Annotated in this window: 24 protein-coding genes; 10 read left to right on the top strand and 14 right to left on the bottom strand. The window is 73.1% G+C overall.

The window, feature by feature from the left end; translation table 11 throughout:
- Positions 1 to 45: 45 nt before the first annotated feature.
- Both KCQ71_RS23920 and KCQ71_RS23915 read right to left on the bottom strand, forming a co-directional pair.
- On the bottom strand, positions 46 to 336 hold the full coding sequence (locus KCQ71_RS23920; RefSeq protein ID WP_223411209.1) for a WXG100 family type VII secretion target: 291 nt from the start codon (positions 334 to 336) through the stop codon (positions 46 to 48).
- Between the two features lie 139 nt (positions 337 to 475).
- Positions 476 to 1,501, bottom strand: coding sequence for an HD domain-containing protein (locus KCQ71_RS23915; RefSeq protein ID WP_223411208.1), 1,026 nt, complete (start codon positions 1,499 to 1,501; stop codon positions 476 to 478).
- A 117-nt stretch (positions 1,502 to 1,618) separates the two neighbouring features.
- Between KCQ71_RS23915 and KCQ71_RS23910 the strand changes: the two genes are divergently transcribed.
- From KCQ71_RS23910 to KCQ71_RS23895, 4 genes are all read left to right on the top strand, one after another.
- The gene (locus KCQ71_RS23910; RefSeq protein WP_223411207.1) at positions 1,619 to 2,104 is read left to right on the top strand and encodes a MogA/MoaB family molybdenum cofactor biosynthesis protein; all 486 of its coding nucleotides are present in this window, start codon (positions 1,619 to 1,621) and stop codon (positions 2,102 to 2,104) included.
- Positions 2,101 to 2,526, top strand: coding sequence for a molybdenum cofactor biosynthesis protein MoaE (locus KCQ71_RS23905; protein WP_223411206.1), 426 nt, complete (start codon positions 2,101 to 2,103; stop codon positions 2,524 to 2,526). Before KCQ71_RS23910 ends, KCQ71_RS23905 begins: the two co-directional genes overlap by 4 nt.
- Positions 2,523 to 3,539 (top strand): GTP 3',8-cyclase MoaA, encoded by a 1,017-nt coding sequence (gene moaA, locus KCQ71_RS23900; RefSeq protein ID WP_223411205.1) that lies wholly within the window; start codon positions 2,523 to 2,525, stop codon positions 3,537 to 3,539. Before KCQ71_RS23905 ends, moaA begins: the two co-directional genes overlap by 4 nt.
- Positions 3,540 to 3,693: 154 nt before the next feature.
- Positions 3,694 to 4,476: an inositol monophosphatase family protein gene (locus tag KCQ71_RS23895; RefSeq protein ID WP_223411204.1), complete on the top strand. Its 783-nt coding sequence runs from the start codon at positions 3,694 to 3,696 to the stop codon at positions 4,474 to 4,476.
- A gap of 68 nt (positions 4,477 to 4,544) precedes the next feature.
- Here the strand turns inward: KCQ71_RS23895 and KCQ71_RS23890 are convergent, their stop codons facing one another.
- Complete coding sequence (locus KCQ71_RS23890; RefSeq protein ID WP_223411203.1) at positions 4,545 to 5,249, bottom strand: hypothetical protein; 705 nt, start codon at positions 5,247 to 5,249, stop codon at positions 4,545 to 4,547.
- 129 nt (positions 5,250 to 5,378) lie between these two features.
- Here KCQ71_RS23890 and KCQ71_RS23885 point away from each other — a divergent pair, with 129 nt between their 5' ends.
- Positions 5,379 to 6,170, top strand: coding sequence for a TetR/AcrR family transcriptional regulator (locus tag KCQ71_RS23885; RefSeq protein ID WP_223411202.1), 792 nt, complete (start codon positions 5,379 to 5,381; stop codon positions 6,168 to 6,170).
- On the opposite strand, the gene KCQ71_RS23880 is transcribed toward KCQ71_RS23885, so the two are convergent.
- From KCQ71_RS23880 to KCQ71_RS23845, 8 genes are all read right to left on the bottom strand, one after another.
- Entirely contained in the window at positions 6,150 to 7,346 is a 1,197-nt protein-coding gene (locus tag KCQ71_RS23880) for an acyltransferase family protein (RefSeq protein ID WP_223411201.1), read from the bottom strand. The two genes, KCQ71_RS23885 and KCQ71_RS23880, sit on opposite strands and share 21 nt — an antisense overlap.
- 21 nt (positions 7,347 to 7,367) lie before the next feature.
- The gene (locus KCQ71_RS23875; RefSeq protein WP_223411200.1) at positions 7,368 to 7,604 is read right to left on the bottom strand and encodes a MoaD/ThiS family protein; all 237 of its coding nucleotides are present in this window, start codon (positions 7,602 to 7,604) and stop codon (positions 7,368 to 7,370) included.
- Positions 7,601 to 7,888 carry a DUF6457 domain-containing protein gene (locus KCQ71_RS23870; RefSeq protein ID WP_223411199.1) on the bottom strand — a complete coding sequence of 96 codons (288 nt, stop codon included), beginning with the start codon at positions 7,886 to 7,888 and terminating at the stop codon, positions 7,601 to 7,603. The genes KCQ71_RS23875 and KCQ71_RS23870 overlap by 4 nt, the downstream gene beginning before the upstream one ends.
- The gene (mobA, locus tag KCQ71_RS23865) at positions 7,885 to 8,634 is read right to left on the bottom strand and encodes a molybdenum cofactor guanylyltransferase (RefSeq protein ID WP_223411198.1); all 750 of its coding nucleotides are present in this window, start codon (positions 8,632 to 8,634) and stop codon (positions 7,885 to 7,887) included. The genes KCQ71_RS23870 and mobA overlap by 4 nt, the downstream gene beginning before the upstream one ends.
- 6 nt (positions 8,635 to 8,640) lie before the next feature.
- A complete protein-coding gene (gene moaC, locus KCQ71_RS23860; RefSeq protein ID WP_223411197.1) occupies positions 8,641 to 9,117 on the bottom strand; it encodes a cyclic pyranopterin monophosphate synthase MoaC in 477 nt (158 codons plus the stop codon).
- A complete protein-coding gene (locus tag KCQ71_RS23855) occupies positions 9,114 to 10,349 on the bottom strand; it encodes a molybdopterin molybdotransferase MoeA (protein WP_223411196.1) in 1,236 nt (411 codons plus the stop codon). The genes moaC and KCQ71_RS23855 overlap by 4 nt, the downstream gene beginning before the upstream one ends.
- The gene (locus tag KCQ71_RS23850; protein ID WP_223411195.1) at positions 10,334 to 11,560 is read right to left on the bottom strand and encodes a ThiF family adenylyltransferase; all 1,227 of its coding nucleotides are present in this window, start codon (positions 11,558 to 11,560) and stop codon (positions 10,334 to 10,336) included. The genes KCQ71_RS23855 and KCQ71_RS23850 overlap by 16 nt, the downstream gene beginning before the upstream one ends.
- 127 nt (positions 11,561 to 11,687) lie before the next feature.
- Positions 11,688 to 12,452 (bottom strand): SDR family NAD(P)-dependent oxidoreductase, encoded by a 765-nt coding sequence (locus tag KCQ71_RS23845; RefSeq protein ID WP_223411194.1) that lies wholly within the window; start codon positions 12,450 to 12,452, stop codon positions 11,688 to 11,690.
- A gap of 118 nt (positions 12,453 to 12,570) precedes the next feature.
- On the opposite strand from KCQ71_RS23845, the gene KCQ71_RS23840 reads away from it, so the two are divergent.
- Genes KCQ71_RS23840 through KCQ71_RS23825 form a run of 4 tightly spaced genes read left to right on the top strand, consistent with a single transcriptional unit; the run spans position 12,571 to position 15,846 of the window.
- Positions 12,571 to 12,975 carry a TOBE domain-containing protein gene (locus tag KCQ71_RS23840; RefSeq protein ID WP_223411193.1) on the top strand — a complete coding sequence of 135 codons (405 nt, stop codon included), beginning with the start codon at positions 12,571 to 12,573 and terminating at the stop codon, positions 12,973 to 12,975.
- Positions 12,972 to 13,814: a molybdate ABC transporter substrate-binding protein gene (gene modA / locus KCQ71_RS23835; protein WP_223411192.1), complete on the top strand. Its 843-nt coding sequence runs from the start codon at positions 12,972 to 12,974 to the stop codon at positions 13,812 to 13,814. Before KCQ71_RS23840 ends, modA begins: the two co-directional genes overlap by 4 nt.
- Positions 13,811 to 14,698: an ABC transporter permease gene (locus KCQ71_RS23830; protein ID WP_223411191.1), complete on the top strand. Its 888-nt coding sequence runs from the start codon at positions 13,811 to 13,813 to the stop codon at positions 14,696 to 14,698. The genes modA and KCQ71_RS23830 overlap by 4 nt, the downstream gene beginning before the upstream one ends.
- A complete protein-coding gene (locus tag KCQ71_RS23825; protein ID WP_223411190.1) occupies positions 14,695 to 15,846 on the top strand; it encodes an ABC transporter ATP-binding protein in 1,152 nt (383 codons plus the stop codon). Before KCQ71_RS23830 ends, KCQ71_RS23825 begins: the two co-directional genes overlap by 4 nt.
- Here KCQ71_RS23825 and KCQ71_RS23820 read toward each other — a convergent pair.
- The 3 genes from KCQ71_RS23820 to KCQ71_RS23810 form a co-directional block, all read right to left on the bottom strand.
- Complete coding sequence (locus KCQ71_RS23820; RefSeq protein ID WP_223411189.1) at positions 15,778 to 17,274, bottom strand: sensor histidine kinase; 1,497 nt, start codon at positions 17,272 to 17,274, stop codon at positions 15,778 to 15,780. The genes KCQ71_RS23825 and KCQ71_RS23820 overlap by 69 nt on opposite strands.
- A gap of 1 nt (position 17,275) precedes the next feature.
- Positions 17,276 to 18,013, bottom strand: coding sequence for a response regulator transcription factor (locus tag KCQ71_RS23815; RefSeq protein ID WP_223411188.1), 738 nt, complete (start codon positions 18,011 to 18,013; stop codon positions 17,276 to 17,278).
- Between the two features lie 77 nt (positions 18,014 to 18,090).
- Entirely contained in the window at positions 18,091 to 18,909 is an 819-nt protein-coding gene (locus tag KCQ71_RS23810) for a Crp/Fnr family transcriptional regulator (RefSeq protein ID WP_223411187.1), read from the bottom strand.
- A 191-nt stretch (positions 18,910 to 19,100) separates the two neighbouring features.
- Here KCQ71_RS23810 and KCQ71_RS23805 point away from each other — a divergent pair, with 191 nt between their 5' ends.
- The gene (locus KCQ71_RS23805; RefSeq protein ID WP_223411186.1) at positions 19,101 to 19,340 is read left to right on the top strand and encodes a heavy-metal-associated domain-containing protein; all 240 of its coding nucleotides are present in this window, start codon (positions 19,101 to 19,103) and stop codon (positions 19,338 to 19,340) included.
- Positions 19,341 to 19,381 lie beyond the last annotated feature (41 nt).

Raw genomic sequence — 19,381 nt, 5'->3', positions numbered from 1 at the left:
CGGCGGTCGGGCTCGGCCGCACGCCCGCGGCGGGCGACGCCGGCGCTACCGCGCGAACATACGCGTCGCGTTGAACTCGGTGTCCTCGTACTGGCGCGCGCTGGCATCCAACGCCAGCGAGATCTGCTCGAGGTTCGCCTCCACCTGCTGTTGCGTGGCACGCCACTCGACGATCAGCGCGCCGAACGCGGTGGACGCCCCGCCGCGCCACGACGACTGCAGTGCGGTGAGGTGCCGCATCATGTTCGTCACCTCGGTGTTGATGATCGTCGCCGAGCCACGCGCGGCCGCACCGGCCCTGGCCACCTCGGCGGCGTCGACCTCGAATCGGGTCATGTCTGTCTCCTCGATCTCATGACCGCACGAGGTGTGCGGTCAGGGGAGATCGACGCTAGGAGCATCTGCGCCGCGACGGCGGTGCCAGCCGTGCCGCTGTGCGGGGACCGGCAGGAGCGGGCTCGCTGTGGACGCCCGCTCAGTCCGAGGGTGGGCGCTGCCGGGCCGGCATCCGCGGCGGCCGGCTCAGCGAGGTCTCGTGCTGCGCCTCGTCCTCCTCCGGCTCCGCATCTGCCGAACGCATCGATGGTGGCAGGTTCGGCCACGCACCCTCCGCCCCGCGGCGGGCGGGGAGGCCGGGCGTCCGCTCCGCCGGCAGGTCCACGTCCGGCACCGCGGTGCGGGTCGGTCGTTCCGAGTCCTGCGGCTCCGGCGCCTGGCCCGTGAGTCCGAACCCGGCGTCGTCGGCGTCCGGATCGGACTCCGAACGTGCCACGTCCGCCCGGCTCGGATCCGGCTCGTCGTCCGCACGCGGGGGCAGGGTGGCCAGCTCGCTGGTGAGGCGGGCGAGTTCGGCGTTCAGGTTCTCGCGGGCAGCGTCCTCCCAGTCCCGCCCGAGCGGGGACCGGAACAGGTGGGTCCGGTTGAGCAGCTTCGTGACGATCGCGAGCCGGGCCTCGACGTAGTCCCGCTGCGGGATGTGCCGGTACTCCTCGCGCACTTCGCGCCGGTAGGCCTCGTACTTCTGCGGCTCGGACGCGAGGCCACCGAGGTCGGCATCGCACAGAGCCTGGGCGTCGATGTCCGTGGCCGGGGCGGCGTGGCGGGCCAGCACCGAGATCAGTTCCGCGATCCGGTTCACGACCTTCTCCGGGACCCCGAGTTCGGTGAGCTCGGTGCGCGCGAGGTCGGCGGAGGCCGCCTCGTCCACCCCGCCCCGGTGGGCGTAGGCCTCGCGGGCGGCGGCGTTGAAGACGGCGCCGTGGTACCAGGCGGCGATGCGCACGATGTCCGGGTGGTGGGTCTCCGGGGCGAGCTCGTCCACCCGGGCAAGCACCCCGATGAGCCGCTTCATGTTGTGGTGGATCCGGTCCGGCTCGGACCACCGGCCGATGAGTGCTTCCCCGCGGGCTTCGATGGCTTCGCGGTCGGCGGTGGCGCCCACCGCCTCCAGGCTCCTGCGCCATGCGGACAATACCCACTGTGGTGCGTCGATGACGCCCATCGATTTCACATTCCCTCAACGACTGAACTGACGAGGCGATCGTAGCCCGGGTCCGGCGCGCTGGCCGCACGAGCAGGGACGCGCCGTGTTCCCGCTCCCAGGACGTAGGCTGGCCGGATGCGGAACGGTATTCGGACGGTCGTGATCACGGTCTCGGACCGGTGCGCGGCCGGGCAGCGCGAGGACGTCTCCGGCGCTCGCGCTGCGGCCCTGCTCGCCGAGGCCGGGTTTGACGTCGGGCCGGTCCAGGTGGTCCCGGACGGCGCCGACGCCGTCGAGGCAGCCCTGCGGGACGCCGTCGACGGCGGTGCCCGGCTCGTCCTGACCAGCGGCGGTACCGGCATCTCACCGCGGGACCGCACCCCCGAGGGGACCGCGCGGGTCCTCGACCGGGAACTGCCCGGGATCGGCGAGGAGCTGCGCCGCCGCGACGCGGCGTCCGTGCCGACAGCGATCCTGAGCCGCGGACTGGCCGGCACCTCAGGCCGGGCGTTCGTGGTCAACGCCCCCGGCTCCCCGGCTGGGGCCGCTTCCGCGGTGGCCGTGGTGCTGCCGCTCGTGACCCACGTCCTGAGCCAGTTGGACGGAGGTGACCACGGATGAGCGTGCGCCTGACCGCGATCTCCGCCGAGCCGCTCGACGCGGCAGCACACGTGGCCGCCGTCTCCGACTCGGGCACCGGCGCCGTCGCCAGCTTCCTGGGCACCGTTCGCGACCACAGCCCAGACGCGACCGGCACCGTGACCGGGCTTGAATACAGCGCGCACCCGGACGCCCCGCGGGTGCTCGCCGAGATCGCCGAGCGGGTGGCCGCGGCGCACCCGGACGTCGCACTCGCGGTGAGCCACCGCACCGGGGACGTCATCGTCGGCGGGCTCGCCATCGTCGCGTGCGCCGGCAGCGCCCACCGGGCCGCGGCCTTCGACGCCTGCCGTGAGCTCGTCGAGGTCGTCAAGGCGGAGCTGCCGATGTGGAAGAAGCAGAACCTCGCGGACGGCAGCCACACCTGGGTGGGATCGGCATGAGCGTCTCGCCGGACCTGGCCCGCCCGATCGTCGACCGGTACGGGCGGGTGCACCGCGACCTGCGGATCTCCCTGACGGACAAGTGCAACCTGCGCTGCACCTACTGCATGCCGGCCGAGGGTGTGCCGTGGCTGCACAAGGAGAACATCCTCACGACCGACGAACTCGTGCGGGTCGCCGAGGTCGCGGCCGCACTCGGCATCGTGGAGGTGCGGCTCACCGGCGGGGAACCGCTGCTGCGCCCGGACGCGGTGGACGTGGTCGCGCGGATGTCCACGATCGTCGGCGAGGACGGTCCGCTCGAGGTGTCGATGACCACGAACGGGATCCGGCTGCCGCAACTCGCCGAGCCGCTGGTCGAGGCCGGCCTGACCCGCGTGAACGTCAGCCTCGACACGCTGCGCCGGGACCGGTTCCATGACCTCACTCGCCGGGACAAGCTCCCCGAGGTGCTCGCCGGCATCGACGCCGCGTTCGCCGCCGGCCTCGCGCCCGTGAAGATCAACGCCGTCGCGATGCGCGGCGTGAACGACGACGAGCTCGTGGACCTGGTCACCTTCGCCCGGGACGCCGGCGCCGAGATGCGGTTCATCGAGCAGATGCCACTGGACGCCGGTCACACCTGGACCCGGGCCGCGATGGTCACCGGCGAGGAGATCCTCGCCGAGCTGGAGCGGGTCTTCGACCTCACCGAGTTCGGGGACCGGGGTACCTCACCCGCGGAACGGTTCCTGATCGACGGCGGACCCACCACCGTGGGCGTGATCCGTTCTGTGACGCTCCCGTTCTGCGGCGCCTGCGACCGGGTCCGGCTGACGGCGGACGGACAACTGCGCAACTGCCTGTTCGCCCGCGAGGAGTCCGACCTGCTCGGCGTCCTGCGCAGCGGCGGCACCGACGACGACATCGCGGCGCTCATGCACACCTGCATCGCGGGCAAGCTGCCCGGTCACGGCATCGACGACCCGGGCTTCCTCCAGCCGGACCGTCCGATGAGCGCCATCGGAGGCTGACTCTCGCGGGTCGACGGGACGGCGGTGAACCGTCGCGGTGGCTCGGCCGGTGAACGGCTCGAGATCGGCAGGCCGGTGAACGACCGGTGACGGCTCGGCACCGGCCGTGAGACGCCGTCGCATCCGACGGTGAGACTCTGACAGGTTGGAGCGCATGGATACCGACGCCGTCCTCGACCTGCTGAAGGAGACGGCCGCGACCGTCATCACCCCGCGTTTTCGCGCGCTCGCCGAGGGGCAGGTGTTCGAGAAGGCCCCCGGGGACCTGGTGACCGTGGCGGACCGCGAGAGCGAGATCCTCATCGCCGAGGCGTTGCAGGCGGCCTATCCGGACGCCCTGATCCTCGGGGAGGAGGCGACCTCCGCGGACAGGACACTGCTGCAGGCGTTCGCGACGGCCGAGCACGCCTTCACCATCGACCCGGTGGACGGCACGAAGAACTTCGTGAACGGGTCCCCGGACCACGCCGTGATGGTGGCCGAGCTGCGCGGCGGGAAGCCGGTGCGCTCCTGGATCTGGGTGCCCGAGCGCGAGGAGGCGTTCGTGGCCGAGGCAGATGCGGGTGCGTACCGGAACGGGACCCGGATCGAGCGGACCGCCCCGGCCGCCGGCGTCGAGCTTCGCGGCGTGACCTCGAGCGAACCCCTGCGCAGCCACGCCCCGGCGTCGCTGCACATCGGCGACTCCTGGATGTGCGCGGGCGTGGACTACGCGAACCTGGCCCTCGGCGAGGTGGACTACGTCGGGTTCCGCAACGACTGGCCGTGGGACCACGCTCCCGGTGCGCTGCTCGTGGCCGAGGCCGGGGGCTTCACCGGGCGGCTCGACGGTTCGGCCTACGCGCCGAGGCGGGTCGGCATCCCATGGCTCATCGGTGCCGCCTCGGCAGAGGTGTTCGAGGAGGTCCGGGGCCCGATCGCGACCCTGGTCGGCTAGGCCGCGAGCCACCCGAACGAGGGCGCCGACGCGGTGACGTCAGCGCCGTCGCCGGTGGGGGAGGAACGTCACGGGGTCTTGGTCGCCCGCTCGCTCGTCGCGCGCCCCCAGGCGATCGCGAGCAGGATGCACCCGATCGCGAGCAGGAATCCGTGCCCGATCCGCATCGCCGGGGTACCGAAGAACTGCGGCAGGTACAGCGCCAGCATGACCCCGGTCAGCAGCCCGCCCGCACGCGCCGGACCGCCGGCGCGCCAGCCCTCGCGACCGAGCAGGATCCCGGCCACGGCGAGCGTGAGCAGGCCGAGCCCGAACATCGTCATCGGCACGGCCCCATACCGAACGGTGTCGGCCAGTTCGAGCAGGCTCGCGTCGCCGTCGGCCACGGCGCGCAGGCCGATGACGTGCAGGCCGAACGTCTCGGCGCCGTAGTACGGCAGGATCAGCGCGGTGCCGGTGGCGGCGAGGGCGGCGGTGGTGCGGGCCCGGCCGCTCTCGAACGCCCGGGTGAGCAGCGCTGCGCTGAGCAGTATGAACGCGACCATGCCCATCGTGTGGGCGGCCACCCACTGGGGTGAGGCGAACGCCGCGGCGCCGGCCAGGGTGGTCTCGTCGGTCCATGGGCGCACGGCCGGGTAGAGCGCGAACAGAACGCCGGCCAGGGCGAGCGCGGCCCGAGTGAACGTCGCTGCCGGGCCCGTGTGGCTCGGGTTCGCGGTGGTGGCCGGCGCAATGCTGGTCCGTGGGGTGGGGTTCGTGCTCAGTGCGGTCATGATGGACTCCTGGTCTCAAATAGAGAGCGGTGCTCTCTGTTGCCGCCCAGCATGCCTCACGCTCCAGCAGAAAACAAGAGCGGTGCTCACGTTTGAGAGCGACGATCTCGGATGTGGCAGACTCCCGGTATGGCGGCACCACGAACGGCCCGTGCGATCGCACGTGCCGAGCTCACCCAGCAGATCAAGGACGAGGCGTTGCGCCAGCTCGGCGCCGCGGGCGCCGGGGAACTGTCGCTGCGCGCGATCTCCCGCGAGCTCGGCATGGTGTCCTCGGCGTTGTACCGCTATTTCGCGAGCCGCGACGAGTTGCTCACGGCGCTGATCATCGACGCCTACGCCGACCTCGCCGACGCGCTTGACGCCGCGGACGCCAGGTTCTCCGATCCGGAGCAGGCCACCCCTGCCACGCCGGTGGCCGAGCCACCCACGCCGGGTGCCCGGGCCGAGCCACCCTCGCCGGCTACGCGGGCCGAGCCACCCTGGCCGGGCACGCAGGCGGAGCGCTGGGCTGCGGCGGCCGTCGCCCTGCGGAACTGGGCGCTGGCCCAGCCGCACCGGTATTCGCTGCTGTACGGCACGCCAGTGCCCGGCTACCGCGCGCCGATGGAGACGACCGTGCCCGCCGAGCGCGTGATGACCGCGTTCTTCCGGCCGCTCGAGGCGGTCGCGCTCGCGGGCGGACCGGCCGGGGACGTCACCGACGCGGGCCTGAACGCCCAGCTCCGAGCGGCCGGTACCCTCCTCGGTCCGCACATCGCCCCGGTCCGCCTCGCCGCCGGGGTCGCCGCTCTGGCGCAGGTGATCGGGTTCGTCACCCTGGAGATCGGCGGCCACTTCCGCGGCGGCTTCGAGCCGGCGGACGCCCTGTACGCCCGGGCCGTCGACGTACTGACCGGTTCACTGGGTCTGGTGGACTGACTCCGCGGCCGGCCGGGGCGAGGAATCCGCGGTCGGTCGAGGCGGCGACAGCAGTGCCTCCAGGCGCAGTCGAAGCGGCCGGTGCCATCGCTTCTCCACGAACCGGTGGATCAGCCAGGCCAGGGCCAGGCAGGTCCCGACGGCGACGACGAGGGTGGGCCACTTCCCGAACGCCGGGTGCAGTGCCTCGATCACCGCCCAGCCCACGTACTCGTGGGTGAGGTACAGCGGGTACGTGAGCGTGCCCACCGCCGTCAGCCAGCGCCAGTCGAGGTTCCGGATCGCGGGGACGAACGCGATCGTCGCGACGGCAGCCACCGCGCCCAGGACGGCCAGCGCGAGGATCAGCGAGGACACCTCGGCACCGGAGGCGATCGCCTCGATCGCGGCGGTCTGCTTCACGGCGGCGATGAGCACCCCCTGCGCCGTGTTCAGGGCGGCCAGAGCCCAGAGGCGCACGCTGTGGCCGTCCCGGTAGATCACGTACATGACCATCCCCGCGCCGAACATCGACGCCCAGCTCAGTGACGTGACGGTCTCGGTCGCCCCGGGCATGGTCAAGGTGAGCGCCGTGCCCACCAGGGGCAGCGCCGTCGCGACGAACAGCACGCGGCGCCGGGTCAGCCCGATCGCGACCATGACGGCCATGAGCAGGTAGAACTGCATCTCCACCCAGAGCGTCCAGTACACGCCGTCCACGTGGGCCACGCCGAACGGCTCGTGCAGCATGGTCAGATTCGCGAGCACCTCTGCCGGGGACCGCGACTCGAACGTCGGCCACAGCCAGCGCAGGGTCCCGGTGACCAGCACGGCCACCCAGAACGCCGGGTACAGCCGGCTCACCCGGGAGGCGACGAACGCCCCCGTGCTGCGTCCCCACGCGGACATCAGGATCACGAACCCGCTGAGCACGAAGAACAGGTGCATCCCGACGTAGCCGTAGCGGAGCACATCGCTCAACCCAGGGAAGAGTTCGTGCGGTAACACGTCACCGCCCCACCGCCCGTGGTCCCGGGTGGTGAAGTGCATCAGCACCACCGTCAACGCGGCGAGCAGGCGCAGCGCGTCAAGGGCGCGCAGGCGCGGCGCGGCCCTAGGACCTTTGGTGCTGGATCCGGTGGTCGCGGGCTGGTCGGCGGGTGCCGGTGGTGCGGTCGCTGTGGTGGCGGGCCTCAACGGCCGCAGCCTCCGAGGTTCTCAGCCTCCCGCGAAGGGAGGGAGCACGTCCACCACGGTGTCGTCATCCAGGAAAACGTCATCGGGGGAGGCTACCCCGTCGACCAGGAGGGAACAACGGGAGAGCACCCCTTCCAGGGTCTCGCCGTGACGGGTGATCATGAGCGCCCGCAGCTCCCCGACGGTGCTCGCGGCGAGCGACTCGCCGTGCCGACCAGCGGCTTCGGCGGCCGCGGCGAAGTAGCGCACCTGTGTCATCCGTTCCGCTCCGTTCCGGCGTCCGAGTGATGATCCTCACCCAGGGCGAGCGCGAGCTCGGACGTTCGTGCGCACGCGGCTCGGACCTGCTCGGGGGTGGCGCCTGCGCCGACGGCGAGGCCCACGATGAACGCGCTCACGGGCGCGGCCGGGCGGTCCACGTGGTGGGCGACGTCCCGGGTCATGTCGAGCAGGGCGCGCAGGTCGACCAGCGTGGGGTCCACGCCCAGTTCCGCCGACAGTGTCTCGACCCAGTCCTGGATCGGGGGTAACTCGCGACTCATCGATCCTCCTCGCCCATCCGTTGAGCAGACTCTGCCACATCGGCAGCGGGCCGCGAGCCGTCCTCGATCCGCGGCTCCCCGGCATCGTCGCGCGCATAGGCGACGTCGCCCCAGGTGTCCACGTCCCGGGCATCGAGGCCCGGCACGGCGACCAGCCGCAGCGGCGCCACCAGGGCACGCACGGAGGTGTCCCGGACCGTGCCGAGCGCGGCAAGTGCCCGCCGCAGCGAGTCGCGCCGGTAGATGCCGGCCAGCCACTGCAGCCGGCCTGCGTGCTCCGCGCAGGCGCCGTCGTCGTCGATGGTCAGCGCCGCGTACCGCGCAAGCAGCGGGCCGACGGCGGTGCTTGCGAAGGGTAGGTCGCAGGCCAGCACGAGGATGGGCGCCTCGGTGGTCCCGTCCTCGAGCGCGGCCAGTCCGGCGGCGAGCCCGGCCACCGGCCCGCCGAACGGCGGGTCCTCGCTCGTGACGCGCACCTCGAGGCCGGGTGGCACGGGGGTGGCGGCGAGCGCGGGTGGCCCGACCACGACCGCTCGGAGCGGAGGCTGCGCGGCCCGGTCCCGGGTGGAGTCGGTCCCGTCCCCGACCCGGCCGCCGGCACGGACCTCGGCCGCACCCGCGGCAGCCGCCGCGAGCACCCGCTCCAGCAGGGTCCGCCCGCCGATCCGCACATCCGGCTTGCTGGCCCCGCCGAGGCGCTCCGCGCGGCCGCCGGCGAGCACGATGACGTCCGGTGCCGGAGTCATCGCTCGTCAGTCCCGGTCCCGGTGCCAGTCCCCGGACTTGCCACCGGTCTTGCTGAGCAGCCGGACACCGGTGATGGTGACGGACTTGTCCAGACCCTTGACCATGTCCACCACGTTCAACGCCGCCACGCTCACCGCGGTGAGGGCTTCCATCTCCACCCCGGTCCGGTCGGCGGTGCGGACGGTCGCGCGCAGGTGCACGCCGTAGTCGGCGATCTCGGCGTCGACCACCACGCCGTGCACCCCGATCACGTGGGCGAGCGGCAGCAGTTCCGGGGTCCGCTTCGCGGCGGCGATCCCGGCCACCCGGGCGACGGCGAGCACATCCCCCTTCGGTACCGAGTCCTCCCGGAGTGCGGCGACCACGTGGGGCCCGCACTCGACCCGCGCCTCGGCCGTGGCCGAGCGGACGGTCGGGACCTTGTCGGTGACGTCGACCATCCGGGCCTGCCCGGCGCCGTCGAGATGGGTGAACTCGCTCATGACACCCCCCGCAGCACGGCGACCGTGTCCCCGGCCCGGACCTCGCTGACGTCCGCGGCCACCCGGGCGAGCCCATCCGCCCCGGCGAGCCCACCGACCAGGTGGGAGCCCGACCCGCGCCGTGCGGAGGGGCGCACCCGGACCGGCCCGCCTGCGCCGTCGTCCATCACGACCGGCATGTACTGCTCGCGCCCGGGTGGCGAACGCCACCCCACCTCGGCGACGCCGTCGACCAGGACCGGGCGCGGGTCGGCGTCGCCGGCCAGGCGCCGTAGGCCCGGGCGGACGAACACCTCGAAGGAGACGTACACGCTCACCGGGTTCCCCGGGAGTGCGAAGACGACCGTGCCGTCGGCCAGGTGCCCGAACCCCTGCGGCTTGCCCGGCTGCATCGCGAGCGGCCCGAACCACATCGACGGCAGCGGCGCGAGCACGGCCTTGACCACGTCGAAGGCGCCCACGCTCACCCCGCCGGAGAGCACGATCGCGTCCACGTCCGGGGAGACCTCGGCGAGCAGCCTCGCGAACTCGGACTCGTCGTCGGGCACGGCGCCGATCCGCACGGGCGTGCCGCCGGCCTCGGTCACGGACTGCGCGAGCAGATAGGAGTTCGAGTCCGGGATCTGCCCCCACGCGGGCGCGGTGCCGGGGTCCACGAGTTCGGTGCCGGTCGAGATGACGGCGACCCGCGGCTTCGGGTGGACCGCCAGCGTGCCGTGCCCGGCGCCGGCCGCCGCCGCCAGGTGCCTCGCGGTCAGCCGGGTGCCGGCCCGCAGCACCAGGTCGCCGGGCGCGAGGTCGTCCCCGGCGCGGCGGATGTGGGCCGCCTCGGCGGGTTCGGCGCTGATCGTCACCGTGGTGGTGCCGGCGTCGGTGTCCTCGACGGGCACCACGGCGTCCGCGCCCGGGGGCATCGGCGCGCCGGTCATGATCCTGGCCACCGTGCCCGGGCCGACCTGCGGGCGCGCACTGGTCCCGGCGGGCAGGTCCGCGATCACCGGCAGCGTCACCGGATGGTCCGGACCGGCGCCGATCAGATCCGCGCGGCGCACCGCGTAGCCGTCCATGGCGGAGTTGTCGAAGAGCGGGATCGGGGTGCGCGAGTGCACGTCCGTCGCGAGCACCGCGCCGCCGGCACTGCCGATCGGCACGTCGCGGGCGGGCAGCGGCTCGAGGGCGGCCAGCACGGCCCGCTGGTGCTCGGCGACCGACCGCTTCACCGGGCTTCCCATGCGTCGATCCCCCCGGCCAGCACGGTGGTCCGGAACCCGGCCCGCTCGAACGCGGTCGCGGCCCGGTCGGCCCGCGGCCCGGTCTTGCAGTACAGGATCACCTCGGTGGCGGTGTCCAGACCGGTGCGGCCGGCCTCGGTGAGGGCGAATGACAGCGGTATCAGTTGCGCGCCCGGGATCGAGTTCTGGGCGAACTCGACGGGGTCGCGCACGTCGACGAGCTCGAAGTCGTCCTGGCGGTGGCGGCGCGCCTCGAGGCGACGGTTCAGCTCGGCGGGAGTGATCCGCCCGGGGCCCGACGGCGCAGCGTGCGTCGCGCGGGCGGGTGCGGTGGGCGAGGGTCCGGCGGTGGGCGGCGGGCCGGCGGTCGGCGCCGGGTAGCCGCCCGGGGGTGGCGGGACCACGGTGGCCGGGGTCCCCGGTGGCACTCGGACGGCCGGTGCGGCGGGGCGGAGCGGGATCTCGCTCCAGCGCGCGTTCAGCGCGTCGACCACCAGGACCCGGCCGAGCAGTGGCTCACCGAAGCCCGCGATGAGCTTGAGGGCCTCCGCGGCCATCACCGAGCCGACCTGCCCGCAGAGCACTCCGAGCACCCCGGCCTCGGCGCAGGACGGCACCGAACCCTCCGGTGGCGCCTGCGGGAACAGGTCGCGCAGCGTCACCGGCACGGCCGGTGCGGGCGGGCGGGACCAGAACACCGAGATCTGGGCGTCGAACTGGAAGATCGAGGCCCAGACGAGCGGGATCCCGAGCCTGGCGCAGGTGTCATTGACCGCGTAGCGGGTGGTGAAGTTGTCGGTGCCGTCGAGCACCACGTCGTACCCGCCGAGGAACTGCTCGGCGTTATAGGCGTCCAGGCGCACGGCGTGCTTGATGAGGGCAGCCTGCGGCGCGATCTCCGCGATCTTCTCGGCGGCCGAGTCCACCTTGCGACGGCCGAGGTCGGCCACGGTGTGCAGGACCTGGCGCTGCAGGTTCGAGCGTTCAACCACGTCGTCGTCGATGATCGCGATGGTGCCCACGCCCGCGGCGGCGAGGTACTGCAGCACCGGGGACCCGAGGCCGCCGGCGCCCACCACGGCCACCTTCGCGGCCATGATCCGGCGCTGGCCGTCCTCGCCGACCTGGGGCAGCATCAGGTGCCTGGCCAACCGCTCGGAATCGGCGCGAGTCAGCGGCGGACCGGGGGCGACGAGCGGCGGCAGCGGCATGGTCCCACCGTATCCCGTGCGTGCGCGGTTCCGGCCGCCTCAGAACCCGCGGGGTTCTGTCTGTGCCAGTGGTGTGATTCCGATGCGCTGGGTGCCTCGTAGTCGCCCCACTGCGGGTCTGCGGGCGTCAGCGCGGGGGCATCCGAAGGGCGCCGTCGAGGCGGATGACCTCCCCGTTCAGCAGGGAGTTGTCCACGATGTGCGCGGCGAGTGCGGCGTACTCGTCGGGGCGCCCGAGCCGGGACGGGTGCGGCACCAGCGCCTCCAGGGACGTGCGGGTCTCCTCCGGCAGACCGGCCATCATCGGCGTCTCCATGACCCCGGGGGCGATGGTCACCACCCGGATGCCCAGGCCGGCCAGGTCGCGGGCGGCGGTGAGGGTCAGCGCGACCACGCCGCCCTTCGACGACGCGTACGCGGCCTGGCCCACCTGCCCGTCGTAGGCGGCGACGGACGCCGTCATCACGACGACGCCACGGTCGCCGTCGACCTCCTCGTTGCGGGCCATCGCCTCGGCGGCCAGACGTAGCACGTTGAACGTGCCGATGAGGTTGATCTCGATGACGGAACGGTAGGCCTCCAGCGGCAGCAGACCCTTCTTGCCGAGGATGCGGCCAGGGGTCGCGACGCCGGCGCAGGTCACCGCCACCCGTAGTTCGCCCAGCGTGGCGGCCTTGGCGACGGCGGCGCGCACCTGGTCCTCGTCGCGCACGTCCGTGGGTGCGAACGCGGCGCGCGGGCCCAGTTCGTCGGCGAGCTCGGCGCCGCGGGAGGTCGGCAGGTCCGCCAGGACGACGGCGGCGCCGTCGGCGAGGAGGCGGCGGGCGGTCGCCTCGCCCAGGCCGGACGCCGCGCCGGAGATCAGAGCAACGCTGCTCGGTGTGATGCGCATGCGCCTCAATGTAACGAACGGTGTGGGCGTGACGAACGATGGCGGGGGCGGGCCACATGACGCAGGTGCGTCAGATTGTGGGCCTCAGAGACGCAACTGCGTTGATATGCTCCGCTGTGTGACGCACTACCGGATCAGTGAGGCCGCCCGGCTGCTCGGCGTGAGCGCGGACACCGTGCGCCGCTGGGTGGAGTCCGGGTCCCTGACCGCCGCCCGCGACGAGGCCGGCCGCCAGGTGATCCCTGGGGTGGACCTGGCCCGCTGGGCGCAGCGGCTCGCGCACGCGCCCGAGGACCCCACCGGCGCGGTGAGCAGCGCCCGGAACCGGTTCGTCGGACTCGTCACGAACATCGTCGCGGACACCGTGATGGCCCAGGTCGAGCTTCAATGCGGTCCGTTCCGGGTCGTCTCGCTGATGTCCAGCGAGGCCGTGCGGGACCTCGGCCTGGAGGTCGGGTCCACCGCGGTGGCCGTGGTCAAGGCGACCACCGTGATCGTCGAAGCAGAGAAACACCACCGATGACCCCTTCCCCGACGGCCCGCCGCGGACCCCGTCGCCTGATCGCCCTGCTCGGTGCGACCGCGGCCGGCCTGGCCATGGTGGCGTGCTCCTCCGGGGGCGGCGCGGAGGACCCGGCCGACGCCGGCTCCGAGAGCGACTCCGGAGGCGGGACCAGCGGGTCCGCCGGGGACGTCGGCGGCACCCTGACGGTGTTCGCCGCCGCCTCGCTGCAGGAGGCCTTCGACGTGCTGCTCGCCGCGTTCGGTGAGCAGCACCCGGACGTCGAGGTCGCCCCGGCGGTGTACGACGGCTCCGCCACCCTCGCCACCCAGCTCGAGGAGGGCGCCGGCGCGGACGTGCTCGCGACCGCGAACGAGGACACGATGGAGCGCATCACGACCGCGGGCCTGGAGGCGAGCACGCCGGAGCCGTTCGCGACGAACACCCTCGTGATCGCCGTCCCCACCGGCAACCCGGAGGGCATCGCCGACCTGCCCGACCTCAACGACACAACGTTCGTGATCTGCGCGCCGGCGGTGCCCTGCGGGGACGCCACCGTCGAGCTGTTCGGGCTCACGGGCTTCGCGGGGGCCCCGGTCAGTCAGGAGCAGAACGTGACGGCCGTGGCCGAGCGGGTGGTCAACGGCGATGTGGGCGCGGGGCTCGTCTACGGCACGGACGTGGCCGCCCGGTCCGGCGAGCTCGAGGCCGTGGTGCCGACCGGCGCCGATGACGTCGTGAACAACTACCCGATCGTCGAGCTCGAGGGCGCCCAGCCCGCCGCTGCGCCGTTCGTGGAGTTCGTCCTCTCCGACGAGGGGCAGGCGGTGCTGTCGGAGCACGGCTTCGGCGCACCATGACCACCGGCCCGGACGAGCAGGCCGGCCCGCCGACCCCGGTCGGCCGGGCACCCGTGGCGGTGTCCGCACGCTCGCGCGGTGAGCGGGTCGCCGCGCCACGCCCGCTGCCGGTCCTGCTCGTCGTGCCCGCGGTGCTCGGGCTCGCGGCCGTGCTACTGCCGCTCGCGGCCCTGTTCCCGCGGGTGGACTGGGCCACGTTCCCCGCGGCGATCACCTCCCCGGCGGCCCTGGCCGCGCTGAGCCTGTCGCTACGGACCGGGCTCGCCGCGATGGTCTGCTGCCTGGTCCTCGGGGTGCCGCTGGCGCTGTACATGTCCCGGGCGACGGCCCGGCTGGCGGAGGTGCTGCGGATCGTCGTCACCCTGCCGCTGGTGCTGCCGCCGCTCGTGGGGGGCATGGCGCTGCTGTACCTGTTCGGCGTCAATGGCCAGCTCGGCGCCTTCCTGACGATGTTCGGGATCACGATCCCGTTCAGCACCGTCGCCGTGGTGATGGCCCAGACGTTCGTGGCGATGCCGTTCCTGGTGATCTCGCTCGAGGGTGCGCTGCGCACGGCCGGCAACCGGTACGAGTTCGTCGCCGCCACCCTCGGGGCCGGCCGGTGGACCGTGCTGCGGCGGATCACCCTGCCCCTGGTCATGCCCGGGCTGATCGCCGGCACCGTGCTCGCCTTCGCCCGCGCCGTCGGCGAGTTCGGCGCAACCGCCCTGTTCGCGGGCAACCAGCCCGGCGTCACCCAGACCATGCCGATGGCGATCTACACGGCGTTCAACGGCGCCGGGGTCACCCGGGACTCCGCGCTCGCGCTCGCGGTGCTGCTGATCGTGGTCTCGCTCGTGATCCTGCTCGCGCTGCGGGACTGGCGCCGCCGGGAGGCCTGGTGACCTCGCCGGCGGTGGGCGTCGCCGCCGCCGTGCGGGTGCAACGCGGCCACTTCACCCTGGACGTGGAGCTCGACGTGCCGGCCGGCGAGGTCCTCGCCGTGGTGGGCCCGAACGCGTCCGGCAAGTCCACGTTCCTGCACGTGCTGGCCGGACTGGTCCGCCCCAGCGTCGGCACGGTGCGGGTGGGGGAGCGGGTCCTCACCCGCCGCGGGCCGCGCGGGCCCCAGCTGGACGTCATGGTCGCACCGGAGCACCGCGGCATCGGCCTGCTCGGTCAGGACCCGCTGCTGTTCCCGCACCTGAGTGCCACCGAGAACGTCGCGTTCGGACTGCGCAGTGCAGGCATGCGGGCCGGGCCGGCGCGCGAGCGCGCCCGGGACTGGCTCACCCGGGTGGGCCTGGACGGAGTGGGTGACCGGCGTCCGGGCGCCCTCTCCGGCGGGCAGCAGCAGCGGGTGGCGATCGCCCGGGCCCTGGCGGCCGAGCCCGCGGTGCTGCTCCTGGACGAGCCGCTCGCGGCACTGGACGCCACCTCGGCCCCGCAGATCCGGCAGCTCCTGGCCGAGCAGGTCCGGGGCACCGGCACCACGGCCGTGGTGGTCTCCCACGACGTGCTCGACGCCGTCGTGCTCGCCGACCACGTCGCCGTGCTGCGCGACGGCGAGCTCGTGGAGCGGGGCCGCTGCGTGGACGTCTTCAGCGCGCCCCGGACTGCATTCACCGCCGCCCTGGTGGGCACGAACCTGCTCGCCGGCCGCCGCGACGGCAGCGGGGTGCACACGTCGGTCGGGGTGCTCGAGGCGGCGGACGGTCGGGCCGCGGCGGACCCACCCGGAGGCGGCCCGTCGCCCGGCGCGCCCGCAGGGCGCAGTGCGCCCGACCTGCCCGACGGCGGGGCGTGCGTCGTGCGGTTCCGGCCCTCCGCCGTCGAACTCTTCGCGGCCCGGCCCGACGGGCCGAACGCCTTCGAGGCGACCGTCCGGTGGCTCGAGCCGGCCACCGGCGGGGTCCGGGTCCGGCTCGCCGGGGCGCCGGAGCTGCTCGCCGATCTGGAGCCCGCGCAGGCGCAGGGGGACTGGCTACGACCCGGAGGCCGCGTGTGGGCGCGCGTCGATCCGGCCGCCGTCCACCTGGCGCCCGCTCCCTGACCGGACCGGCAGGCGCACCTCGATGGTGGTCCCACCGCCCGGCGTGGGCCGGTGCCGCACGGTGCCGCCGTGCGCGGCCACGATCGTGGCCACGATGGCCAGACCGAGACCCGAGCCGCCACCGGCGTTGCGGGCCCGGGAGGAATCCGGCCGGTAGAAGCGTTCGAAGACCCGCTCGCCGTCCTCCGGGCGGATCCCGGGGCCGTGGTCACGGACCTCGATGACTGCTGCGACGGGCTCCCCGGGCGAGTGGCCGGGCGCCGGCGGCTCGGTGTGGACGGCGATCTCGACCGGTGTGCCCTCGGGCGTGTGCTGCACGACGTTGCCGATCAGGTTCGTCACCACCTGGCGGATCCGGTCGGAGTCGGCCTCGACCCACACCGGGCCGGTGGCCAGCAGCGTGCCGTCCCGGCTCGGGTCCAGTGCGCGCAGGTCGGCCAGGGAGTCGGCTGCGACGGCGGTCAGGTCCACCCGGGTCAGCTTCAGCGCGCGGCCCTCGTCGAGGCGGGCCAGGGCGAGGAGGTCACCCACGAGGTTGCCCATCCGGACGGCCTCGTTCTCGATCCGGTTCATCGTGGCGCCCACCTCCTCCGGGGGCACGGCGCCCATCCGGTACAGCTCGCCGTAGCCCCGGATCGAGGCCAGCGGCGTGCGCAGCTCGTGGGAGGCGTCGGAGACGAACCTGCGCATCCGCTGCTCGGAGGCGGCCTGGGCCGCGAACGACGCCTCCAGCTTCGCGACCATCGAGTTGAACGAGGACCCGAGGCGGCCAACCTCCGTGGTGGTCGGCTGGGCGGGGACCCGCCGGCTCAGGTCGCCGCCGGCGATCACGGCGGCGGTGTTCTCGATGTCGCGCAGCCCGCGCAGGGAGCGCTGCACCGCGATGTAGCCGGCGACCGCACCGATGATGACGACGCCGGCGCCGACCCCGCCCATGACCAGGCGCATCAGGGCGAGCGTCTTGTCCATGGAGCTGAGCGGCAGAGCGATCGCGATGGCGCCCTGCTCCGCACCGGTCTGGTCCTCCAGCGGAGCGACCGCGACCCGCCAGCTGGGCCCGGTCTCGACCGAGCGCACCGTCACGAACGCCCACTCGTCCCCGGTCACACCGTCCAGATCCGGGATGTCCGGGACCGCATGCTCGGTGGTGGCCGGGATGTCCACCGAGTCGGGATCGTCGTCGCGGACGATCCGCAGGTAGTAGTCGCTCGGCAGCATCTCGTTGGGACCGCGGAACTGCAGCGTGTCGAGCACCTGGTTGGCGGTGCTCGCACCGGCCGTGCGCAACTGCTCGTCGACCTGGTTGAGCAGGGACCGCTGCAGCAGCGAGTAGGCGGCGAACGAGGCGACCGACAGCGCGACCAGGAGCAGCCCCGCCGTGATCAGGGACAGGCGCAGCCGTAGCGGCAGCCGGGACTGCCGGGCCATGTCAGGGCTCGCGCAGGACGTAGCCCACGCCCCGCTTGGTGTGGATCAGGGCCGGCGAGTCGGGGGTGAACGGGGCGTCGATCTTGCGGCGCAGGTAGGAGATGTAGGACTCCACGATCGCGCCGTCGCCGCCCCAGTTGTACGCCCACACGTGGTCGAGGATCTGGGACTTGGACAGCACCCGGCCCGCGTTCAGCATCAGGTAGCGCAGCAGGGTGAACTCGGTGGGGGACAGGTCGATCTCCTGCCCGCCGCGGCGCACCTCGTGCGCGTCCTCGTCGAGCTCCAGGTCGGCCACGGTCAGCATCGAGTCCTCGAGGGCCGCGGTCGCCTGGGCACGACGCAGCACGGCCCGGATCCGGGCGATCACCTCGTCGAGGCTGAACGGCTTGGTGACGTAGTCGTCACCACCGACGGTCAGGCCGGCGATCTTGTCCGCGGTGTCGTCACGCGCCGTCAGGAACAGCACCGGGAAGTGCGCGCCCTGTTCGCGCAGGCGTCGGGTCACGGTGAAGCCGTCCAGGTCCGGCAGCATGACGTCCAGGACGATCAGGTCCGGCTGCATCTCCAGGGCGCGGCGCATGGCCTGCTGACCGTCTGCGGCGACCTCGACCTCGAAGCCGGCGAACCGCAGCGACGCGGACAGCAGCTCGCGGATGTTCGGCTCGTCGTCGACCACCAGGAGGCGGGCCTCGGTGGTCCCGGTGGTGGCCGGCGCAGTGGCTTGGCTCGTTCTCATGACATCCAGTGTGACGCGCAAGCCTGGAAGTTTCCTGGGAGCCGCCTGGGGATAGCCAGGAGACCGCAGTCGGGGCATCAGTGTGCTCCGGCGGCCTCCTCCTCGAGTCGGCCCCGGTCCAGGAGCGCGGTCCAGCGGCGCCCGGAGTCGATGAGGCCGGCCTTCTTCCATCGGCTCATGACCCGCGAGACCGATTCCGGGGTCGAGCGTGCGAGGCCGGCGAGGTCGGCGCGGGACAGCGGGACCTCGAGCAGCACACCCTGGCGGCCGCGGTCCTCGCCGAGTTTGTCCGCCAGGCGCAGCAGCGCGGTCGCGACGCGTTGCGGGACCGTGTCCGTGGTCTGCCCGCCGATGTCGGATCGGGCCTGGGCGAGTCGCGCAGCCACGTCGTCGAGGACCCGCAGGGCGACCGTGGGCTGATCGACCAGCACCGCTTGGAAGTCGCTCTGGTCGATGCGCAGGGTGCAGGTGCCCACCAGTGCCGAGGCGGAGTGCAGGTGGTGGGGCTCCCCGAGGGAACCCATCGCTCCGAACATTTCGCCGGGGACCAGGATGTCGGTGACGGTCTCGGTCCCGTCGGCGGTGACCTGGGACAACTTCACGCGTCCCTCGGCCACCACGTAGAGCGAGTGCGCGCGATCCCCGGCCGAATAGATTCGACCGGCCGGGGCGAAGGTGCGGGTCTGCATCAGTTTGTCGATCCGGTCGAGTGCCTTCTCGCCCAGCCCGAGGAAGTACGGCGCCCGGGCCAGCACGTACAGCCGGACCGGCCGCGGGCACTGGTGCGGAAGGGTGATCTCGCGCAACGGGATGGTGCGACGGGTCCCCGCCGACGGGGGCCGCCCCAGATCCACGTCCTGGGCCGCCATGACGTCCTCCGCTCCCGGGTTCTCCATGTCCGGGAGAACGCTCCAGGACCGGTGCCCTCCAGGCTATCCCCGATGGCAGGCGGTCGCCGTCGTCGCAGGTCAGCGTGGTCTTGCGGTTGATTGACGGCCGTCATGTCGGTGGCCGACGAACCTTCATAGATTGAAGGCACATCGAGGGCACCGACCCCGAGGACCACACCCCAGAAGGAAGGTTCATCATGACCGCCACCCCCGCCACCAGCACCCGTTCGATCTTCCGCGCGGAGGGCTTCAGCTGCCCGTCCTGCGTCGCCAAGATCGAGAAGCAGGTGGGTCGCCTCAAGGGTGTTCGGAACGTCACCGTGAAGTTCGCTTCCGGCCGCGTCGAGGTCGACCACGATCCCGCCGTGACCACCACCGACGAGATCGTCGCCGCGATCGGCAAGGCGGGCTACCAGGCCACGCTGTCTGCCTTCTGAGCGTCCCACGGGCCCGGCCTGCCGGCCCCGATCGAAACCCA

Origin of the sequence: Occultella gossypii (assembly GCF_019947135.1) — a bacterium.
In the GTDB taxonomy this organism is placed as follows: domain Bacteria; phylum Actinomycetota; class Actinomycetes; order Actinomycetales; family Beutenbergiaceae; genus Occultella; species Occultella gossypii.
The sequence above is the reverse complement of the archived record's forward strand: the minus strand, read 5'-3'. Positions and strand labels throughout refer to the sequence as shown.